The 16,036-nt window shown below is 68.7% G+C and carries 17 protein-coding genes and 1 pseudogene; 13 read left to right on the forward strand and 5 right to left on the reverse strand.

Going from position 1 to position 16,036, the window contains the following annotated elements:
- Positions 1-22: 22 nt before the first annotated feature.
- Positions 23-1,276: an ammonium transporter gene (locus tag MSZK_RS04370; protein WP_099245199.1), complete on the reverse strand. Its 1,254-nt coding sequence runs from the start codon at positions 1,274-1,276 to the stop codon at positions 23-25.
- A 137-nt stretch (positions 1,277-1,413) separates the two neighbouring features.
- Here MSZK_RS04370 and MSZK_RS04375 point away from each other — a divergent pair, with 137 nt between their 5' ends.
- Entirely contained in the window at positions 1,414-1,857 is a 444-nt protein-coding gene (locus MSZK_RS04375) for a hypothetical protein (protein WP_099245201.1), read from the forward strand.
- Here the strand turns inward: MSZK_RS04375 and MSZK_RS04380 are convergent.
- Positions 1,798-2,445: a nitroreductase family protein gene (locus MSZK_RS04380; RefSeq protein WP_099245203.1), complete on the reverse strand. Its 648-nt coding sequence runs from the start codon at positions 2,443-2,445 to the stop codon at positions 1,798-1,800. The genes MSZK_RS04375 and MSZK_RS04380 overlap by 60 nt on opposite strands.
- A gap of 94 nt (positions 2,446-2,539) precedes the next feature.
- Between MSZK_RS04380 and MSZK_RS04385 the strand changes: the two genes are divergently transcribed.
- The 3 genes from MSZK_RS04385 (at position 2,540) to MSZK_RS04395 (ending at position 5,999) form a co-directional block, all read left to right on the forward strand.
- Positions 2,540-3,805: an aspartate kinase gene (locus MSZK_RS04385; protein WP_099245205.1), complete on the forward strand. Its 1,266-nt coding sequence runs from the start codon at positions 2,540-2,542 to the stop codon at positions 3,803-3,805.
- A gap of 2 nt (positions 3,806-3,807) precedes the next feature.
- On the forward strand, positions 3,808-4,854 hold the full coding sequence (locus MSZK_RS04390) for an aspartate-semialdehyde dehydrogenase (protein WP_099245207.1): 1,047 nt from the start codon (positions 3,808-3,810) through the stop codon (positions 4,852-4,854).
- Positions 4,855-4,931: 77 nt separating this feature from the next.
- Positions 4,932-5,999, forward strand: a complete 1,068-nt coding sequence (locus tag MSZK_RS04395; RefSeq protein ID WP_199203191.1) for a DUF4185 domain-containing protein — start codon at positions 4,932-4,934, stop codon at positions 5,997-5,999.
- Positions 6,000-6,043: 44 nt separating this feature from the next.
- Here MSZK_RS04395 and MSZK_RS04400 read toward each other — a convergent pair whose 3' ends face one another.
- The 3 genes and pseudogenes from MSZK_RS04400 to MSZK_RS04405 form a co-directional block, all read right to left on the reverse strand.
- Positions 6,044-6,802, reverse strand: coding sequence for a hypothetical protein (locus tag MSZK_RS04400; RefSeq protein WP_233211113.1), 759 nt, complete (start codon positions 6,800-6,802; stop codon positions 6,044-6,046).
- Between the two features lie 15 nt (positions 6,803-6,817).
- Positions 6,818-6,901, reverse strand: a pseudogene (locus MSZK_RS32820) (DUF2510 domain-containing protein); the annotation flags it as partial.
- A gap of 66 nt (positions 6,902-6,967) precedes the next feature.
- Complete coding sequence (locus MSZK_RS04405) at positions 6,968-7,216, reverse strand: hypothetical protein (RefSeq protein ID WP_099245211.1); 249 nt, start codon at positions 7,214-7,216, stop codon at positions 6,968-6,970.
- 128 nt (positions 7,217-7,344) lie between these two features.
- Here MSZK_RS04405 and MSZK_RS31940 point away from each other — a divergent pair, with 128 nt between their 5' ends.
- From MSZK_RS31940 to egtE, 9 genes are all read left to right on the forward strand, one after another.
- Positions 7,345-7,797 (forward strand): hypothetical protein, encoded by a 453-nt coding sequence (locus MSZK_RS31940; protein WP_142389861.1) that lies wholly within the window; start codon positions 7,345-7,347, stop codon positions 7,795-7,797.
- 126 nt (positions 7,798-7,923) lie between these two features.
- The gene (locus MSZK_RS04415; RefSeq protein ID WP_099245215.1) at positions 7,924-9,369 is read left to right on the forward strand and encodes a catalase; all 1,446 of its coding nucleotides are present in this window, start codon (positions 7,924-7,926) and stop codon (positions 9,367-9,369) included.
- 114 nt (positions 9,370-9,483) lie between these two features.
- Positions 9,484-9,912 carry an organic hydroperoxide resistance protein gene (locus MSZK_RS04420; protein ID WP_099245287.1) on the forward strand — a complete coding sequence of 143 codons (429 nt, stop codon included), beginning with the start codon at positions 9,484-9,486 and terminating at the stop codon, positions 9,910-9,912.
- Between the two features lie 5 nt (positions 9,913-9,917).
- Positions 9,918-10,568 (forward strand): sensor domain-containing protein, encoded by a 651-nt coding sequence (locus MSZK_RS04425; RefSeq protein ID WP_099245217.1) that lies wholly within the window; start codon positions 9,918-9,920, stop codon positions 10,566-10,568.
- Between the two features lie 120 nt (positions 10,569-10,688).
- Positions 10,689-11,978: an ergothioneine biosynthesis glutamate--cysteine ligase EgtA gene (gene egtA, locus MSZK_RS04430; protein ID WP_099245219.1), complete on the forward strand. Its 1,290-nt coding sequence runs from the start codon at positions 10,689-10,691 to the stop codon at positions 11,976-11,978.
- Positions 11,975-13,261, forward strand: a complete 1,287-nt coding sequence (gene egtB / locus MSZK_RS04435) for an ergothioneine biosynthesis protein EgtB (protein WP_099245221.1) — start codon at positions 11,975-11,977, stop codon at positions 13,259-13,261. Before egtA ends, egtB begins: the two co-directional genes overlap by 4 nt.
- A complete protein-coding gene (egtC, locus tag MSZK_RS04440) occupies positions 13,261-13,959 on the forward strand; it encodes an ergothioneine biosynthesis protein EgtC (RefSeq protein WP_099245223.1) in 699 nt (232 codons plus the stop codon). Before egtB ends, egtC begins: the two co-directional genes overlap by 1 nt.
- Entirely contained in the window at positions 13,959-14,921 is a 963-nt protein-coding gene (gene egtD / locus MSZK_RS04445) for an L-histidine N(alpha)-methyltransferase (protein ID WP_199203183.1), read from the forward strand. Before egtC ends, egtD begins: the two co-directional genes overlap by 1 nt.
- Positions 14,918-16,033, forward strand: coding sequence for an ergothioneine biosynthesis PLP-dependent enzyme EgtE (gene egtE, locus MSZK_RS04450; protein ID WP_099245227.1), 1,116 nt, complete (start codon positions 14,918-14,920; stop codon positions 16,031-16,033). Before egtD ends, egtE begins: the two co-directional genes overlap by 4 nt.
- The last annotated feature ends 3 nt before the right edge of the window (positions 16,034-16,036 follow it).

Below are 16,036 nucleotides of genomic sequence, written 5' to 3' on the forward strand. Positions count from 1 at the left end.
CGCGCCCGACTCGGTTCTCCCGTCAGGCGTACTCGAGCTCGTATGCCGGGTCGCGGTGGACGTGGGTGTCGATACCCTTCTCCTCCTCCTCGGGGGAGATCCGGATGCCCATCGTCTTTTTGATGCCCCAGGCGATGACGAACGCGATCGCGAACGAATAGATCATCACCGCACCTGCGGCGACCGCCTGGCGCCACAGCTGGTCGAATCCGCCGCCGTAGAACAGGCCGTTGATCTTGTTCGGCATGCTGTCGCTGGCCAGGAAGCCGATCAGCAGGGTGCCGACGACGCCGCCGACCAGGTGCACGCCGACCACGTCGAGCGAATCGTCATAGCCGAACTTCTCTTTGAGGCCCACGGCGTACGGGCAGATGGCGCCGGCGACCAGACCCAGGATGATCGCGCCGACCGGCGTGACCGAACCACAGGCCGGGGTGATCGCGACCAGGCCGGTGATGGCACCCGCTGCGGCACCGACACCGGTGACGTGGCCGTCCTTGATCTTCTCCACGGCCAGCCAGGCCAGGGTGGCAGCGCAGGTGGCCACGAACGTGGTGACCATGACGATGGCCGCCGAATTGCCCGCGGCCAGAGCCGAACCGCCGTTGAACGCGTACCAGCCGGCCCACAGCAGCCCGGCACCGAGCAGGGTCAGCGGGACGTTGTGCGGCTTGCGCAGCTTGCCCCAGCTGGCGCCCTTGCCGAGCACGATGGCCACGGCAAGCGCGGCCGCGCCGGCGTTGATGTGCACCGCGGTGCCACCGGCGAAGTCGATTGCCTTGAGGTTGTTGGCAATCCAGCCGCCCACCGAGTCGGGCGTGACGACGCCGTTGAAGGCGAACACCCAGTGCGCGACCGGGAAGTAGACCAGAACTGCCCACACCGTCGCGAAGACCATCCAGGCCGCGAACTTCATCCGGTCGGCCGCCGCGCCGGAGATCAGCGCCACGGTGATCGCGGCGAACAGCGCCTGGAACAATGCGAACAAGCTGATCGGCAGGCCCGAGATGGTGGTCTGCGACTCCAACAGGTCCTTCATCCCGGCGAATTCGGTGAAGCTGCCCACGAACCCGCCGTAGGACGTTCCGAATGTCATGGAGAACCCGAACAGGATCCACAGCACGCCGACGACGGCGACCGCGCCGAACGTCATCATCATCATGTTGGTGGAGCTCTTGACCGAGACCATGCCGCCGTAGAACAGCGCCAGGCCCGGGATCATCATCGTCAGCCCGATGATGCAACACAGCATGAATGCTGTGGTCCCTGTATCCATCTAATCTCCTGCGAGGTGTGCGGCCCGTAGCCAAGTGGGGCCGTTCACCGGCAGTGAACGATGTTTCTGTTACGTAGACCCCCTCGTGGTGTTGCCGGCGAGTTAAACGTTGGGCGGCGCGGCTACGCTGGCTCACCATGCACCGACGTCCGCGCTGGGTCCTCACGATCACCGTGGTGGTCATCGCGCTCGGTGCGTGGGTGTGGTCGACCTACTTCGACCGCCCGCCGGAGAAGTGCAAGCCGGTGATCGAACTGCTGGACTACAGCCGGGCGCAGGCGGCCAAGATCGATTCCAAAGGCAATGAAGGGGTGCCGACCGTCGCCGAGGACGCCGTCTACCGCGATTGGGCCGACGGCCTGGCCGAGCGGGCGCAGAAGGTGACCGATCCGGCGCTGGCGGCGCAGGCTACCGAGGTGGCCCAGCTGGCCAATCAGTTCGTGTCGGGGCTGCCGAGCCTGCGCGCCCAGATCCAGTCGCGGGCCCCCGGCGCGCCCGCTCCACCTCAGGTTTTCGAGATGTCACTGCTCAACGACCGGATCGTCGCCAAGCTCGGGGAGCTGCGCAAGACCTGTTCGTGACCAGTTGAGGACGACCTCCTCCAGCGGCAGCCGTTGCCGCGGGCGCGAGTCGCGTTCGGCGATCTGCGGGTCCAGCTGCGCGTAGTCGCCGCGTGATCCGACGGCCACGACCGCCAGGGGTCGCACCCCGTCCGGCAAGTCGAAGGCTTCGGTTGCGCCGTCGACGTCGAAGCCGGCCATCGGATGCACGATCAGGCCTTGCGTCACCGCCTCCACCGACAGGTTTGCCATCGCCGCCCCCGCGTCGACCGCGGAGTAGAGCGCCGTGCGGTCGTCTTCGCCCTGGTCAGCGCATACCAGTATCAGTGCGCTCGCTGCGTGGGCGTAGCTGTTGCCGCGGCGCAACAGCCCGGCGATGGTCTGGAAATCGTCGCTGCCCCGGACCCCGACCACGAATCGCACCGGCTGGCGATGCCCCCAGGTTGCGGCCCAGCGCGCTGCCTCCAGCAGGCCGGTCAGCTGCTCGGACGTGACCGTCGCGGCGGGGTCGAAGGCGCGCGGGCTCCACCTGTCGGCGATCGGCGGGTGGATCGGCACCCGGGTGTGGGCGTGCCGGTCGCGGGGCGGGTCGGCGCGTTGGTCAGCCATCGCCGCGACGTTACCGCCGATCCGGGGGGCAAAAGCAGGTGCGTCGACCCCTTATCCTTAGAGCCGACCTCCCCGACTTTCGAAAGGGCAGACTGTGGCGCTCGTCGTGCAGAAGTACGGCGGATCCTCGGTGTCGGACGCCGACCGGATCCGGCGCGTCGCCGAGCGCATCGTCGAAACCAAGAAGGCCGGCAACGACGTCGTCGTGGTGGTCTCGGCGATGGGTGACACCACCGACGAGCTGCTCGACCTGGCCAAACAGGTCTGCCCGGCGCCGCCCGCCCGGGAGCTCGACATGCTCCTGACCGCGGGCGAGCGCATCTCGAACGCGCTGGTCGCGATGGCCATCGAGTCGCTCGGAGCCGAGGCTCGCAGCTTCACCGGCTCCCAGGCCGGTGTCGTCACCACGGGCACCCACGGCAACGCCAAGATCATCGACGTCACCCCCACCCGGCTGCGTTCGGCACTCGACGAAGGCCAGATCGTCCTGGTGGCCGGGTTCCAGGGCGTCAGCCAGGACACCAAGGACGTCACCACGCTGGGACGTGGCGGGTCCGACACCACCGCCGTCGCGCTGGCCGCGGCCTTGCACGCCGACGTCTGCGAGATCTACACCGACGTGGACGGCATCTTCACCGCCGACCCGCGCATCGTGTCCAATGCCCGCCGCCTGGACACCGTCAGCTTCGAGGAGATGCTCGAGATGGCGGCCTGCGGTGCCAAGGTGCTCATGCTTCGCTGCGTGGAATACGCCCGCCGCTACAACGTTCCGATTCATGTCCGGTCGTCGTACACCGACAAGCCCGGCACGATCGTCACCGGATCTATCGAGGACATCCCCATGGAAGACGCCATCCTGACCGGAGTTGCCCACGACCGCAGTGAGGCCAAGGTCACCGTCGTCGGCCTGCCTGACGTCCCCGGCTACGCGGCCATGGTGTTCCGCGCGGTCGCCGACGCCGACGTCAACATCGACATGGTGTTGCAGAACATCTCCAAGGTCGAGGACGGCAAGACCGACATCACCTTCACCTGCCCACGGGATCTCGGCCCGACCGCGGTCGAGAAGCTCTCCGCGCTGCAGAACGAGATCGGCTTCACCAAGGTGCTCTATGACGACCACATCGGCAAGGTGTCGCTGGTGGGGGCGGGGATGCGCAGCCACCCGGGCGTGACCGCGACCTTCTGCGAGACGCTGGCCCGGGTCGGGGTCAACATCGAGTTGATCTCGACCTCCGAGATCCGGATCTCGGTGCTGGTCAAGGACACCGAGCTGGACAAGGCCGTCGCCGCGCTGCACGAGGCGTTCGGCCTCGGTGGCGACGAAGAGGCCGTCGTATACGCGGGGACGGGGCGATAGCCATGGTGTCTATCGGCGTTGTGGGAGCCACCGGCCAGGTCGGCCAGGTGATGCGCACGCTGCTCGAGGAGCGCGACTTCCCGGTCAGCAGTGTGCGGTTCTTCGCCTCGTCGCGCTCGGCGGGCAAGAAGTTGTCGTTCCGCGGCCAGGAGATCGAGGTCGAGGACGCCGAGACCGCCGACCCCTCGGGTCTGGACATCGCGTTGTTCTCGGCGGGCGCGACGATGTCGCGGGTGCAGGCACCGCGATTCGCCGAGGCCGGCGTGGTCGTGATCGACAACTCGTCGGCCTGGCGCAAAGACCCGGACGTTCCGCTGGTGGTTTCCGAGGTCAACTTCGACAGAGATGTCGCGAACCGCGCTCGGTCCCTTCCTAAGGGCATCATCGCCAACCCGAACTGCACCACGATGGCCGCGATGCCGGTGCTCAAGGTGCTGCACGACGAGGCCCAGCTGGTCCGGATGATCGCGTCGACCTATCAGGCGGTCTCGGGCAGCGGGCTGGCCGGTGTCGACGAGCTGGCCACCCAGGCGCGCGCCGTCATCGATGGTGCCGAGCAGCTGGTGCACGACGGATCCGCGCTCGACTTCCCCGCGCCGGTGAAATACGTTGCGCCGATTGCCTTCAACGTGGTGCCGCTGGCCGGCTCGCTGGTTGACGACGGCTCGGGGGAGACCGACGAAGACCAGAAGCTGCGCAACGAGAGCCGCAAGATCCTGGGCATCCCCGAGCTGGCCGTGTCCGGCACCTGCGTGCGGGTACCGGTGTTCACCGGGCATTCGCTGTCGATCAATGCCGAGTTCGCCCAGCCGATTTCGCCTGCGCGTGCTTCTGAGCTGCTCGACGGTGCGCCCGGGGTGAAGCTGGTCGACGTGCCGACCCCGCTGGCCGCCGCCGGTGTGGACGAGACCCTGGTCGGCCGGATCCGTCAGGACCCGGGTGTGCCGGAGGGGCGTGGGCTGGCGTTGTTCCTCTCGGGTGACAATCTGCGAAAAGGCGCTGCGCTCAACACCATCCAGATCGCCGAGCTGCTGGCCGCGCAGCTTTGATCGCCCCGCGCCGAAACGTGAGTTTGGGCGTGAAAGTGCGAGTATTTTGCGCCATTTCGTCGATCTCGGCGCTGATCATGGCGTGCCCGGCCGCGGCGGCCGACCCGCCCAACCCGGCACCCGACCCCATCCTGGCGCCGTTGGCCCCGGGGCAGGTGGTCCGGATCGGCCCGATCGCCGGCACCGGCACACCGACTCGCGACTACGGGATCGGTGCCACCGATTTGTGCGAGTTTATGGAGTTCCCCACCGAATTGCTGCAGATCTGTGGGGACAGCTTCGCCGGCCAGGGCGTCGGATTCGGCGGCTGGTTCTCCCCGGTTGCCCTGCGGGTGTCCGGTGACTCGGTCGACGATCCCGACGGAGTGCGTTACACCGGAGTGACCGGGGTGGACAAGCCGCTGCTGGCCGACCCCACCCCGGCAGGTGCCTCGCAGCTACCGGCCGGGGTGGTGTCGATCAACCGGCAGAACTATCTGCTGGTGACCACCACCAAGGACCTGGTACCGCAGACCTCCCGGCTGGTGAAAGCGGTTGCCGGGCAGGGGAGTTGGCAGACGGTTCCCGGTTCTGCGCGTCCGGCGTCCTATGCCGGCGGGCGGCAGACTCAGATCAGCGGCTACTACGATCCCATCCCGACGCCGGACTCGCAGACCGGCTGGGTGTACATCGTGGCCAACAACTTCGACCGGTCCGGTCCGGTGATGCTCTACCGCGCCACGCCGGAGGCGTTCCCCGATCGCTCCCGATGGCAGGGCTGGGCGGGCGGCTGGAACAAGACCCCGACACCGCTGTGGCCCGACAGGGTCGGCGAGATGAGCATGCGGGAGGTCGACGGCAAGCCGGTGCTGTCGTACTTCAACGCCACCACCGGGAACATGGAGATGCGGGTGGCCTACGACCCGACCGGGTTGTGCACCGCGCCGGTGACGACAGTGGTGCAGGCCGGGGACTGGCCCGACCCGGCCGAGAGCCTGCCGTCGCCGGACGACAACCGGCTGGCCCAGCCCTACGGCGGCTACATCTCGCCGGGCTCGACGCTCGACGAGGTGCGAGTGTTCATCAGCCAGTGGAACACCGCGCCGCGCGACCGCGCACCCTATCGGGTGCTGCAGTTCGCGGTGAACCCGTTCAAGCCTTGGTGAGAGGCCACTTTCAGGCTTCAGTCTCCGGCCATGCAGGCTCGCACCTAGTCGAAATAGACGACCAACACGGTGCCTTGAGCGTTCGTGCCCGCGCACCGCGTCGCGGTCGGCCAGATATCCGTGGCCGTCGCAACACAGCGCATCAGATACGACTGGTCCGTCACCGGGCTGTAGGCATTGATGGCGCTGCCCGGGCTGGCATACCACGAGGACCGCACGTTGTCGGCGAACGCGCAACTGGTGTCAGCCGAAGCGACACCAGTCACGCCGGACGGACAGATCTTGAATGTCTCACCAGGACTCGACACCGGGGGCGCGGCAACAGGAGGTGGAGGTGACGGCTCATCTTGCGCGAAATCCAACGATCCCGGCGGTGTCTCCCACATCGTGTTTCGCTCATCCGAGGTCACCTCGACCGGTACATCGTGGACCACACCGTCTTTGGATCGGACGTGCGCGATGCCCTTGTACTCGTTGCCGTCCTTGTGAACCAGCATCACGTCAACAACCTTGAGCCTCAGCCGCTTCAGATCGGGATCCGAATCCAGTTTCTTCTGCATCGACACCTTCACATCCGCCTGCACCATCTCGACGGGCGAGTAGGTCGGCGATGCGGGGACGGGCGGGGGAGCGACCGACGTCACCGTCACCGGTGCAGGCACAGCGGCGGGCTTCGCCACGGTCCGCAAGGTCAGCAAGGTCGCCCCAACGGCGGCCACCACCACGGCCATCCCGATGCCGGCAGGAACAAGCCAGCGACGCTTGGAATCCGCGACCGGAACCGGCTCCGGCTCGGCCGCCACCTCCGGGTACGGCTCAGCCCACGCCGAACCATCCCAACGCCGGGCACCCAAACCACCACTGGGATCCGGGTACCAACCCGGCGGAATGTCCCCCGACATGATCCGCAGGGTACGCCGGTGGGCCGACAGCTACAGACCGTTCACCAGATGCGGGAAACGCCTACCTCACGGCTGCGGGCGGCGCTCACCGTCGAGCGGGGAATCGACCGCGCCCGCCTCGTGTGCACCGGGCAGGTCCGGCATCTCGTGGCGGCCGCCGCCCGATCGGCGCCGCAGAACCCACACCACAGCGCCCACCGACAGCGCGGCCGCGACCACGATCGTCGGCCACAGCAGAACTTGGGCCAGCCACACCCGCCGCTGCACGGTGGCGATTCGCTGCTCGGCATGTCGAACACGGGCCAGCTTGTCCATGCGCTCCCTGTGCCCGCGATCGGCGCCGGGAAAACCGGGAGCACCCCACCCGGGACCGCGTCCCATTCATAGCGAACTCATAGGCGCCACCTAACCCGCACTGAGTGGCACGCTCGCATGATCGATTCATGACCGAAACACCCGAGCGGGCCGACGAGCCCGCCACCAGTCCCGTCGCCACGCTGGATCCCCCGCCGCCGCCGCCACCGGCGCCGCCCGCGTATTACGGACCCGTCCCCGTCGCCCCCCGACCCAACCGGCTCTACCAGGCCGTGGCCTGGGTGGCCATCGTCGCGGGCACGGTGTTCATCGTCGGTGCGGTCTTCTTCACCGGATTCGCCATGGGCCGCCACAGCGGTGGCGGCTGGCACCACCACCGCGGCTGGGACGGCAACTCGCAGTTCCAGCACCGGGTGGGGCCGCCGATGATGCCGATGATGCCGGGCGCGGGCCCCTGGGGGCCGATGGGTCCCGGCGGGCCCGGCGGACCCGGCGGGCCGAACGGGGGCCCGGGCTTCGGGCCCGGCGGACCGGGCAGCACCGGCCCCGGCGCCACCGTCGCCCCGACACCGCGTCCCTGACGCGCGCGAGCCGCCCAGCGCCCTCCTCCCCCCGGGGGCGCTGGGCTTTCGGCTGTGATTCGGCGGCGCTTCGGGGGTACTCGGCTCCACGGAGAGCGGCGGAAACCGCCTTCAGAGAGGGAGACGATGACCGAGAACTACGCGACAACCGATTCCGGGGCCCCGGCCCCGAGTTTCGAGCATTCCCTGACCGTCGGGCCGGACGGCCCGATCCTGCTGCAGGACCATTACCTGATCGAGCAGATGGCCAACTTCAATCGCGAGCGGATCCCCGAGCGTCAGCCGCACGCCAAGGGTGGTGGCGCGTTCGGCTCGTTCGAGGTGACCCAGGATGTCAGCGCATTCACCAGGGCGGCGTTTCTGCAGCCCGGCACCACGACCGAGATGGTGGCCCGATTCTCCACCGTGGCCGGCGAGCGCGGCAGCCCGGACACCTGGCGCGACCCCCGCGGTTTCGCGCTGAAGTTCTACACCTCTGAGGGCAACTTCGACCTCGTCGGCAACAACACCCCGGTGTTCTTCGTCCGCGACCCGATGAAATTCCAGAACTTCATCCGGTCGCAGAAGCGCCTGCAGTCGTCCAACCTTCGCGACCATCACATGCAGTGGGACTTCTGGACGCTGTCACCGGAATCCGCACACCAGGTCACCTGGCTGATGGGCGATCGGGGCATCCCCAAGACCTGGCGCCACATGAACGGCTACTCCAGCCACACCTACAGCTGGATCAATGCCGCCGGTGAGTTGTTCTGGGTCAAGTACCACTTCAAGACCGACCAGGGCATCGACTTCCTCACTCAGGAGGACGGCGACCAGCTGGCCGGCAGCGACGGCGACTACCACCAGCGCGACCTCTACGAGGCGATCGAGGGCGGCAACTTCCCGAGCTGGACGCTGCACGTGCAGATCATGCCGTTCGAGGATGCCAAGACCTACCGCTTCAACCCCTTCGACCTCACCAAGGTCTGGCCGCACAGCGACTACCCGCTGCGCGAAGTAGGGCGAATGACGTTGAACCGCAACGTCACCGACTATCACGCCGAGATCGAGCAGGCCGCCTTCGAACCCAACAACCTGGTTCCCGGTACCGGCCTGAGCCCGGACAAGATGCTGCTGGCCCGCGGCTTCTCCTACAGCGATGCCCACCGCCACCGGCTGGGGGTGAACTACAAGCAGATCCCGGTCAACACACCCAGAGTCGACGTGCGCAGCTATTCCAAGGACGGCGCGATGCGCATCCACAACGTCACCGATCCGGTGTATGCGCCGAACTCGATGGGCGGCCCGGCGGCCGACCCGGCTCGGGCAGCAGAGGTGCACTGGGCGTCCGACGGTGACATGGTCCGCACGGCCTACGCGCTTCGTGCCGAGGACGACGATTGGGGCCAGGCCGGCACGATGGTCCGTGAGGTCCTCGACGACGCCGCACGAGACCGGCTGGCGCACAACATCATCGGCCACGTCTCCAAAGGGGTGAAGGAGCCGGTGCTGTCCCGCGTCTTCGAATACTGGCGCAACGTCGACCCCGACCTCGGCAAGAAGGTCGAGGAAGGGGTGCGAAGCGGCGAGTAGCGATGCCGAGATCGACACCACGGTTGTGATTGCGCCAGTTTCACAACCCTGGTGTCGATCTCGCGTCCGTCCGGAGCCCTTGCCGCCCGTCGGCCGGCTGGCATGATCGAAGCCATGAGTATCGATGTCATCTACACCGCGGAGTCCACGGCCAGCGGCGGTGGACGCGACGGTCATGTGAAGTCGTCGGACAATCGCATCGATCTGGAGACCAGACCACCGAAGGAAGCCGGCGGCAGCGGCGAGGGCACCAATCCCGAGCAGCTGTTCTCGGCCGGGTATGCCGCCTGCTTCCTGGGTGCGCTGCAACTCGTGGCCCGCACGGAGAAGATCGGGCTCGACAGCGCGTCGGGCGTGACAGCCCAGGTCGGCTTCGGCAAGGACGCTGACGGCGGTTACGGCATCAACGCCCACCTCATCGGCTATCTCCCCGGTCTGGAGCAGCACCAGGCCGAGGAGTTGATGAACAAGGCGCACCAGGTGTGTCCGTACTCCAAGGCCACCCGGGGCAACATCGACGTCACCCTGGCCGTCAAGGTCTGAGCGCGATGCGCCCCACTGCTGCGGTGGCCGCCGTGCTTGTCGCCGGGGTCGTCCCCTGCGTCGCGGCCGGCCCGGCGCAGGCCCGGCCCTCGGATCCGGGCGTGGTGTCCTACGCCGTGCTGGGCAAGGGTTCGGTGGGCAACATCGTCGGCGCCCCGATGACATGGGAAGCGGTCGACACCGACCCGGTGCAGGGCTACTGGGTGGACCTGCCGGTGTGCAACAACTGGGCCGATATCGGGTTGCCGGAGGTGTTCTACGATCCCGACCTCGCGTCGTTCAACAGCGCGGTGACCCAGACCTCGGCGACCGACCAGAATCACCTGGTCAAGCAGGCGATTGGGGTGTTCGCCACCTCGGACGCCGCCAATCGCGCCTTCCACCGCGTCACAGATCGCACCGTCGGTTGTGCCGGGCAGACCACCGCCATGCACCTCGAGGACGGGACCACCCAGGTGTGGTCGTTCGGCGGAGCGGCCCCCACCGCGACCGATGCGGTGTGGGTCAAACAGGAAGCCGACACCGATCGGCGGTGTTTCACCCAGACCCGGCTGCGGGAGAACGTGCTGCTGCAGGCCAAGGTCTGCCAGTCCGGCAACGGCGGGCCCGCGGTCAATGTGCTGGCCGGCGCGATGCAGAACACGTTGGGTCAATAGCGGTCGATAGCGGTCGATAGCGGTCGGTAGCCGTAACGAACCGCCGGTTGGGGTACACGTCACCAACGTGTCAGCCGGGGATCGAGGAAATTTGTCGGTGCGGTCTGGAAGATGGTTCTCATGACGTTCGTCGTCACATCGGCGCCGGGTCGAGCACACAGCGGCCCTGCGGCCGACGAGCGTCCGCTGAACAGCTCGTCGTCGGCCGCGTTGCACATCGCCGGCGCCTGCATGCAGCACGGCCCGATCGGCCAGGTCGGCCTGGAACTCGAGGCGCACTGCTTCGACCTGCACGACGTGCGGCGCCGCCCCGGGTGGTCGGAGCTCAACGACGTGATCGGCTCGGTAGGGCCGTTGCCCGGCGGCAGTGCCGTCACCGTGGAGCCCGGCGGCGCGGTCGAATTGTCCGGCCCACCCGCGATGGGTCCACTGCCTGCCATCTCAGCGCTGGTCGCCGACCGGGCGGCGCTGCGCGCGGCATTCGCCCGGGCCGGGCTGGGCCTGGTCCTGCTGGGCGCCGACCCGCTGCGCAGGCCGCACCGGGTCAACCCGGGCCCGCGCTATCAGGCCATGGAACGGTTCTTCACCGCCTCGCAGACCGGCCGTGCGGGTGCGGCGATGATGACGTCGACCGCGTCGATCCAGGTCAACCTCGACGCCGGTCCGCGCGACGGCTGGGCTGACCGGGTGCGGTTGGCCCATGCCCTTGGTCCGACCATGATCGCCATCGCCGCCAACTCGCCGCTGCTCGCCGGGCAGTTCACCGGCTGGGTCTCCAGCCGCCAGCGGGTCTGGAGCCAGCTGGACTCCGCACGCTGCGGGCCGATCCTCGGCGCCAGCGGGGACGACCCGTGCACCGACTGGGCCCGCTACGCGCTCAAGGCGCCGGTGATGCTGGTGCACACCCCGGACGCGGTGGCGGTCACCGAACACGTTCCGTTCGCCGACTGGGCCGATGGCCTGGTGCTGCTCGGCGGTCGCCGGCCCACCACCGCCGATCTGGACTACCACCTGACGACGCTGTTCCCGCCCGTGCGCCCCCGGCGCTGGCTGGAGATCCGCTATCTCGACAGCGTGCCCGACGAACTCCTGCCTGCGGTGGTGTTCATGATGGTGACCCTTCTCGACGATCCGGACGCCGCCGCGATGGCCGCCGAGGCCGTCGAGCCGGTCGCGACGGCATGGGACCTGGCGGCCCGCGTCGGGCTGCGGGACAACCGGCTGTTCGAGGCGGCCAACCGCTGCGTGGCCGTGGCCGCCGAACGCGCACCGGCGGAATTATCCGAGTCGATGCAACGGTTGGTGCACATCGTGGAGCATGGCCGCTGCCCAGCCGACGATTTCGCCGACGACGCCATCGAGAACGGCATCGAGGGCGCAGTGCTGCAGATGGCCAGGACCACCCGGTGATCGGGCGCGAAACCCTGGCCCGTGATCTGGACCGGGCCCGCCGGCGCACTCTGACCCTCACCGACTTCGACGACGCCGAACTGCACCGGCAATACAACCCCTTGATGAGTCCGCTGGTGTGGGACCTCGCCCACATCGGGCAGCAGGAGGAGTTGTGGCTGCTGCGCGACGGCGACCCGAACCGCCCCGGCATGCTGCCGGCCAACATCGAGGGCCTCTACGACGCGTTCGTGCACACCCGGGCCAGCCGCGTCGACCTGCCGCTGCTGTCGCCCGCGCAGTCCCGGGCCTACTGCGGCAGCGTGCGCGCCGCCGCGCTCGATCTCCTGGACACCCTGCCCCAGCGCGAGGACGACGCCGAGGTCGCGTTCCGGTTCGGGCTGGTGATCAGCCACGAGAACCAGCACGACGAAACCATGCTGCAGGCGCTGAACCTGCGCAGCGGCGCCCCGATCCTGACCCAGCGGACCGCGCTCCCGGCCGGCCGGCCGGGCCTGGCCGGCACCTCGGTGCTGGTACCCGGCGGCCCCTTCGTTCTGGGTGTCGACGCCCACGACGAACCCCTGTCGCTGGACAACGAGCGCCCGGCGCATGTGGTCGACGTGCCGGCATTCCGGATCGGCCGGGTGCCGGTGACCAACGCCGAATGGCGACAGTTCGTCGACGACGGCGGCTACCTGCAGCAGAAGTGGTGGTCGCCCCGCGGGTGGAAACATCGGGTTGATGCCGAGCTGAGTGCGCCGGAGTTCTGGAATCGCGACGGCAGCCGCACCCGGTTCGGTCACGTCGAGGACATCCCCGCCGACGAGCCGGTGCAACATGTCACGTTCTTCGAAGCCGAGGCCTACGCCGCCTGGGCGGGGGCACGGCTGCCCACCGAGATCGAGTGGGAGAAGGCCGCCGCCTGGGATCCGCGCACCGGCACGCGCCGTCGCTATCCGTGGGGCGCCGACGAGCCGAGCCCGCAGGTGGCCAACCTCGGCGGAGCGGCGCTGCGGCCCGCCCCGGTCGGGGCCTACCCCGGCGGCGCGTCCGCCTACGGCGCCGAGCAGATGCTCGGAGACGTGTGGGAGTGGACCACTTCGCCGCTGCGGCCCTGGCCCGGTTTCACCCCGATGATCTACCAGCGCTACTCCGAGCCATTCTTCGACGGCGATTACCGGGTGCTGCGCGGCGGCTCCTGGGCGGTCGCGGCCGACACGCTGCGACCGAGCTTCCGCAACTGGGACCACCCGATCCGCCGGCAGATCTTCTCCGGCGTGCGCCTGGCCTGGGACGTCTGATGTGCCGGCATCTGGGGTGGCTGGGTGAGCCGGTGGGAGTCGCCTCGCTGGTCCTCGATCCGCCCAACGGCCTGCGGGTGCAGTCGTATGCGCCGCGGCGCCAGAAACACGGATTGATGAATGCCGACGGCTGGGGCGTGGGATTTTTCGATCCCGGCGGCCAGGAGGTCCGACGATGGCGCAGCGCGTCGCCACTGTGGGGCGACGCATCGTTCGCCTCGGTGGCACCGGCACTGCGCAGCGGCTGTGTGATCGCCGCGGTGCGGTCGGCCACCGTCGGGATGCCGATCGAAGCCAGCGCATCAGCGCCGTTCAGCGACGGCACGTGGCTGCTGTCGCACAACGGGATTGTCGACCGCGCGGTGTTGCCGCCCAGCGCCGCCGCCGAATCGACCGTCGACAGCGCCGTTCTGGCCGCACTGATCTTCGAACGCGGGCTGGACCGCCTCGCCGACACCATCGCGGGGGTCGGGGCCGCCGACCCGAATGCCCGGCTGAACATCTTGGCCGCCAACGGATCCCGGATGCTGGCCACCACCTGGGGTGACACCCTGTCGGTCCTGCGCAGGGACGACGGGGTGGTGCTGGCCAGCGAACCCTACGACGACCACCCCGACTGGCAGGACATCCCGGACCGCCACCTGGTCGAGGTGAGTGGGGGACGGGTGTCGCTGACGCCGCTGAAAGGAACCTCGTGATGTTCACCCTGTCGAACTATCTGGCTGCCGACTCCGCTGCCCGGGCGTTACGGGCGGACGTCCGCAGCGGGCTGACGAGCACTCCGAAGTCGCTGCCGCCCAAGTGGTTCTACGACGCGGCCGGCAGCGACCTGTTCGACCAGATCACTCGCTTGCCCGAGTACTACCCGACCCGGACCGAAGCGCAGATCCTGCGCGCCCAGTCACCGGCGATCGCCGCGGCCAGCAATGCCGACACGCTGGTCGAGCTCGGCAGCGGCACCTCGGAGAAGACCCGGCAACTGCTGACTGCGCTGGGCGACAACGGCACGCTGCGCCGATTCGTCCCCTTCGACGTGGACTCCGGGGTGCTGGAGTCGGCGGGCGCAGCGCTGGGACGTGAGTACCCCGGTCTCGAGATCGACGCCGTCTGCGGCGATTTCGAGGAACATCTGGCCAAGATCCCGGCCGGTGGCCGACGGCTGTTCGTCTTCCTCGGCTCCACCATCGGCAATCTCACTCCTGGCCCGCGGGCACAGTTCCTGACCGCGTTGGCCGACGTGCTGGACCCCGGCGACAGCCTGCTGCTGGGCACCGACCTGGTCAAGGACGCCGACCGGTTGGTCCGGGCCTACGACGACAGTGCCGGTGTCACCGCGCGGTTCAACCTCAACGTGCTGGCGGTGGTCAACCGCGAACTCGACGCGAACTTCGACCTGGGGGCGTTCGAGCACGTCGCTCGCTGGAATGCCGACGAGGAGCGCATCGAAATGTGGCTGCGGGCAACATCTTCGCAGCAGGTGGACATCGCGGATCTGGGGCTGCGGGTCGAATTTGCCGCGGGCGAGGAGATGCTCACCGAGGTGTCGTGCAAGTTCCGCCCCGAGGCCGTCGCGTCCGAACTCGCCGACGCCGGGCTGCGGCGCACACACTGGTGGACCGATCCCGCCGGTGACTTCGGCCTGTCGCTGGCGGTGAAGTGAGCGCACGCGACAGCCTGGCGCAGGACTGGCGCGACGCCCGGCTGCCGCCCGCCGGTGTGCACCTGGACAGCGCGGCGTGTTCACGCCAAAGCCTGGCGGCGATCGAGGCGGCCGCCGCCCACGCCCGACACGAATCCGAGGTCGGCGGTTACGTCGCCGCGCAGGCAGCCGCCCCAGCCCTTGAGGCCGGCCGGGCCGGGGTCGCTGCGCTGACCGGAATGTCCGCCGACGACGTGGTTTTCACCACCGGGTCCGGCAACGCGTTGCACCTGCTGCTCGGCGTGTGGCCGATGGAACGCACAGTGGCGTGCCTGCCCGGCGAGTATGGCCCGAATCTGGCCGAGTTCGCGGCCCACGGATTCGACCGTCGCCCACTGCCGGTGGACGGCCTCGGCCGGGTGGAACCCGACGCGGCGCGGGCGATGCTCGCCGCCGACCCACCCGCGATGGTCCATCTGACGGCGGTGGGCAGTCACCGCGGCGTCGTGCAGCCGGTCGCCGCGGTCGCGGCGGTGTGCCGCGAGTTCGGTATCCCACTCGTAGTGGACGCCGCTCAAGCCCTGGCACAGATCGACTGCGTCGCCGACGCCGACGCGGTGTACTCCTCGTCGCGGAAGTGGCTGGCCGGTCCACGCGGGGTCGGAGTGCTGGCCGTTCGCCCGGCGCTGGCTGATCTGCTGCAAACCCCGGAGTGGGCCGGACCGTTGTCCGCGCTGCAGTGCCTGGAGTTCGGTGAAGCCAATATTGCTGCACGGGTAGGCTTTTCGGTGGCGGTGGGGCAGCACCTGGCGGCGGGGCCGGTCGCGGTGCGCCAGCGGCTGTCCGCGATCGGCCGGCTCACCCGCAGCCTGCTCGCCGATGTTGCCGGCTGGCGGGTCGTGGAGCCTCTCGACGAACCCACCGCGATCACCACGTTGGCACCGACCGGCGGCGCCGATCCGACCGACGTGCGGGCCAGGCTGATCGCCGAGCACGGCATCGTGACGACCGTCGCCGGCATCGAACGGGCGCCGCTGGAGATGACGACCCCGGTGCTGCGGGTATCGCCGCACGTCGACGTCTACACCGACGACCTTGAGGCTCTCGTCACGGCGCTGCGCGCGGTGAGCTGAAAG

This window comes from Mycobacterium sp. shizuoka-1, from assembly GCF_002723835.1.
Classification (GTDB): domain Bacteria; phylum Actinomycetota; class Actinomycetes; order Mycobacteriales; family Mycobacteriaceae; genus Mycobacterium.